The following is a 3,540-nucleotide window of genomic DNA, read 5'->3' as shown; positions in this document are numbered from 1 at the left end:
GGGGTCGGGTTCTCGACCCAGCCACAACGGCGTTCGATCTTGGCTGGCGCGGCACTGGCGGGTAAGGCAATCAGTGTCAGGAGTGTGCAGATCAGGGCACGCTGAAACATGGAGCATCCTTGTTCGAGGGTAGGAGTCGCAGATTGCGCACGCTCATCAGCCTCGGCAGAGACCGAGGTCCTTGTTACTCAGTAGCGCCACTTGCGCACCAAGTCGTCGCCGTAACGCTGGCTGATCAGCGCTTCGGCGCCGTCGTCGTCCTCGTACACCTCGGCCAGGCACAGCAGCATCAGCGCATCCAGGTACTCCTCGGGGGAGTCGAAGAAGCGTGTCAGCGCTACGCCGGTGTCGTGATCGAAGTAGTAGACCGCGCCGCTTTCCCGGTGGAAACAGAACAGGTTGCCGTTGCCCAGGTAGTCGCCAAAGGCAACCAGCTGGTGCGCCAGTGTCAGGTCCAGATCGCTCTCAGGGATATCGACAATGCCAGGGTAGGCCTCCAGCAGAGGCTGGATCGGGGTATGGCCGGGGCCGACGCTGCAAAGGATCTCCGCCAGGGACAAGACCCCCAACTGCCGATGATAGTCACGCAGCGAGGGCGGCAAGGCACAGCCCAGACGCTGCTCCAGGGCCACCAGCGCTTCCTCGCTGACGGGGGTTAATTCAGGCTCGTTGACGTGCCCTTCCCATAAAGCGCCATAGGCACCGATCGCGGCCAGGTACCACTTCAGCCGTGCGCCCTGATCGGACAGATCCGGCCAAGCCAGGGGTGGGCAGCCAGCGGGTGGCCAGTCGGCGTGGGTGTCGTGCTGTTCTGACATACGGGGTTCCTTGGATAAGCAGGTGGCAGGGGAGCGATTATGCGCGATGACGCGTGCGTTCCAGGGTGATGGTCGAGGGTTCGAAGCCCAGCGTGCTGAAAAACTCCGTTGCTCCGGGGCGGCCGGCGCGCAGGACCCAGGTTATTTCCGGGTTGTCGCCCATCACCCATTGCACCAGCTCATGGCCGATGCCGCGTCGTTGGTACTGCGCGGCAACCACCACCATGGACAGGTAACCGTTGGACAGGCCGTCGCTGAGGCCCCGGGCGAACCCAACGATCTGCCCATCGATCAGGGCCACGGCCGTGCGCTGGGAATTTGCCAGCAACTGGGCAAAGTACGTGCTGCTGCCAACCCGATGGCCCCAGCCGTTATTGCCAAGAAACTGTCGCAGTGCTTCGCTTTCATCGGCTTGTGCGTCTCGGATCAGCATGGGAAGTCTCCAGAGAGGAAGTGCAGGCACATTTCGCCCCGGTCACGAGCCCATCAAGCAAAGGCCTGGGTGCGGCAAGGCTTTGCGCATTGTGCCCTGTTTGTGGACGCTGGCGCCCAATCACCGGTTGTGAAACACGACAAAGTCTCATCGACACCTCGGCCGTATCAAACGGTGTACTAGCCGCCGTAGCTGCTGCATTTGCTGCGGACCTGCGGTCAGGACCTGGTGCCGTTTGGCAGAACTTTCCCTCAGCTATCGCGGAAAAATCCCTGTAACAGGCGCGGGTGCTGGAACTTCCGCCGGCGATTGTGGACAAATTCCTCCAGGGCAATGCCCGTCGGGTATTCGGCTTGTAAGCGCTGGCAAAAGGCGCTCAAGCGGATCTCCTGGGCGCCTGAACGCCGCTGCGGCGGTTTTTCTGGAGGGAGGTTTCTTGCTATCGTGGCCTCCCTCTTTCACGGACGAATATCGAGACAGCCCATGGCTAACTCCACCCCGTCACGCCTCGGCAAGATCCTCCAGGGTCTGCTGTTTGTTCTGATCGGCATTGGCCTCCTGGCCATTGCTGTCAATCTCACCCTCGATCGTCGCGAATTCATCGCCAGTGCCCAGACCGCCGACGGTATCGTCAGCGACCTGAATGCAGGTGGTTCGCACCCCGAGATTGCCTTTACCACCGGTAGCGGTGAGAACATTTCCTACCCCCAAGGCGGCTTTATCTTCGGCTACCAGAAGGACCAGCCGGTGCGGGTGTATTACCAGCCCGAGCGGCCGGCCAACAGCGCCATCATCGACGATCCGGCAGCACTCTGGGCCACCCCGGGTGTGCTCGGCCTGATCGGTTTGGTATTTACCCTGGCCGGCCTGGTGGGTGTCATCAGCCAGCGCGGACGAGCCACACAAAGAGCAAAAGGACTTTGATCCCATGAACCTCAGCATTCCGATTCCGGTCAACGAAAGTAAATGGCTGTACCAGACCGCCAGCGGCGGCGGCCTGACCATCGCCCTCGTGGCCGGCGGTGGTGGATCGATCACCCTGCGTTCGCCCCAGGGCAAGGACGTCAGCTATCGCTACGGCGGGCTGGGGGTGGGTGCCGGCTTTGGTGGGCGCCTGCCGCGTTTCGGCAAGGTCAATATCCAGGTCAAGGGCAAGAGCGTCAGTGGTGCCGGTGCGGCGGAGGCTTTTCCCAGCACCGGCAAGGTCTTTGTCAGCGATGCCCTTCGCAGCCGGGATCTGACCGAGGACGACATCACCGGGCCTTGTTTCTATACCGAAGTCGGTGGCGGACTGGTGGTGGGCGGTTCGGCCACGGCCCTGCTGTTCGGCCTGGACCCCAAGCTACTGGCCCTGGCCGTCGTTTTGGGAAGCAACCCGGGGACCATGATGGCTTCGATCAAGGTCAACGAGCAGTTACTGCGTTCGGCCAAGGGCGCGGTGGTCATGGCTGGCATGAACGTCGGACCACAGGCCGGTGGCGGCATTGCCACCTACATGGGCTACCTGTTCTAGCCTTGTTCTGGAGCGCGCCGGGAATCACAGGCGCGCCAGGCACTCCTGGAGAATATCCAGGCCCTCCTCGAAGATTTCAGGCTCGGTGGTCAAGGGCGCCAGCAGGCGAATGATGTGCCGCGACTTGCCGCTGGGCATCAGCAGCAGCCCGGCCTCGCGGGCATTGCCGAGCAGAGCGCTCAATTGTTCCGGCGCCGGTTCGCCGCGGGCATCGACCAACTCGATGCCGCGCATCGCGCCGACCCCGGTCAAGCGTCCCAGATACGGGCTCAGCCGATCGGCTTTCCAGCCCTCATAACGTTGCACGATGGCCTGTTCCTGGCGTTCGCCCCAGGCTTGCAGATGCGCGTCGGTCATTTCCTCCAGGGTGGCGAGGGCGGCGGCGCAAGCAATCGGGTTGCCTGAATAGGTGCCGCCCAGGCCACCCTTGGGCAGCACGTCCAGCAACGCCCTGCGACCCACCACCGCGCCCAACGGAAGCCCGCCGCCAATACTCTTGCCCAGCAGGAGCAGGTCCGGCTCGATACCCAGCCGGGAGAAGGCGAAACGCTGCCCGGTGCGGCCGAAGCCGGACTGGATTTCATCGGCGATCAGCAGGATTCCATGGGTGTCACAGAAGGCCCGCAAGGCCTGGGCAAATGGCCTGTCCAGGGCCAGGAAGCCACCTTCGCCCTGCACCGGTTCGAGGATGAAGCAGGCCACTTCCTCGACATCGATTTCCACACTGAACAGGCGCTGCATGGCCTTCAGCGCCTCGTCGCAGGTGACGCCGTTGT

General features: G+C 62.9%; 5 protein-coding genes. 2 read left to right on the top strand and 3 right to left on the bottom strand.

The window, feature by feature from the left end:
* Nucleotides 1-188: 188 nt before the first annotated feature.
* Together BLX41_RS09895 and BLX41_RS09890 are read right to left on the bottom strand one after the other, a co-directional pair.
* Nucleotides 189-818 (bottom strand): SMI1/KNR4 family protein, encoded by a 630-nt coding sequence (locus BLX41_RS09895; RefSeq protein ID WP_123724732.1) that lies wholly within the window; start codon nucleotides 816-818, stop codon nucleotides 189-191.
* Nucleotides 819-855: 37 nt separating this feature from the next.
* Nucleotides 856-1,251: a GNAT family N-acetyltransferase gene (locus BLX41_RS09890; protein WP_123724731.1), complete on the bottom strand. Its 396-nt coding sequence runs from the start codon at nucleotides 1,249-1,251 to the stop codon at nucleotides 856-858.
* A 483-nt stretch (nucleotides 1,252-1,734) separates the two neighbouring features.
* Here BLX41_RS09890 and BLX41_RS09885 point away from each other — a divergent pair, with 483 nt between their 5' ends.
* Nucleotides 1,735-2,175: a DUF3592 domain-containing protein gene (locus BLX41_RS09885; RefSeq protein WP_185073480.1), complete on the top strand. Its 441-nt coding sequence runs from the start codon at nucleotides 1,735-1,737 to the stop codon at nucleotides 2,173-2,175.
* Between the two features lie 4 nt (nucleotides 2,176-2,179).
* Complete coding sequence (locus BLX41_RS09880) at nucleotides 2,180-2,764, top strand: hypothetical protein (protein ID WP_060840910.1); 585 nt, start codon at nucleotides 2,180-2,182, stop codon at nucleotides 2,762-2,764.
* Nucleotides 2,765-2,788: 24 nt separating this feature from the next.
* Here BLX41_RS09880 and BLX41_RS34955 read toward each other — a convergent pair.
* A partial coding sequence (locus BLX41_RS34955; protein ID WP_259744634.1) for an aminotransferase class III-fold pyridoxal phosphate-dependent enzyme occupies nucleotides 2,789-3,540 on the bottom strand: 752 nt, incomplete at its 5' end.

Source organism: Pseudomonas protegens (assembly GCF_003732485.1).
GTDB classification, from domain to species: domain Bacteria; phylum Pseudomonadota; class Gammaproteobacteria; order Pseudomonadales; family Pseudomonadaceae; genus Aquipseudomonas; species Aquipseudomonas protegens_B.
This window is presented reverse-complemented; position numbering and strand designations above follow the sequence as displayed.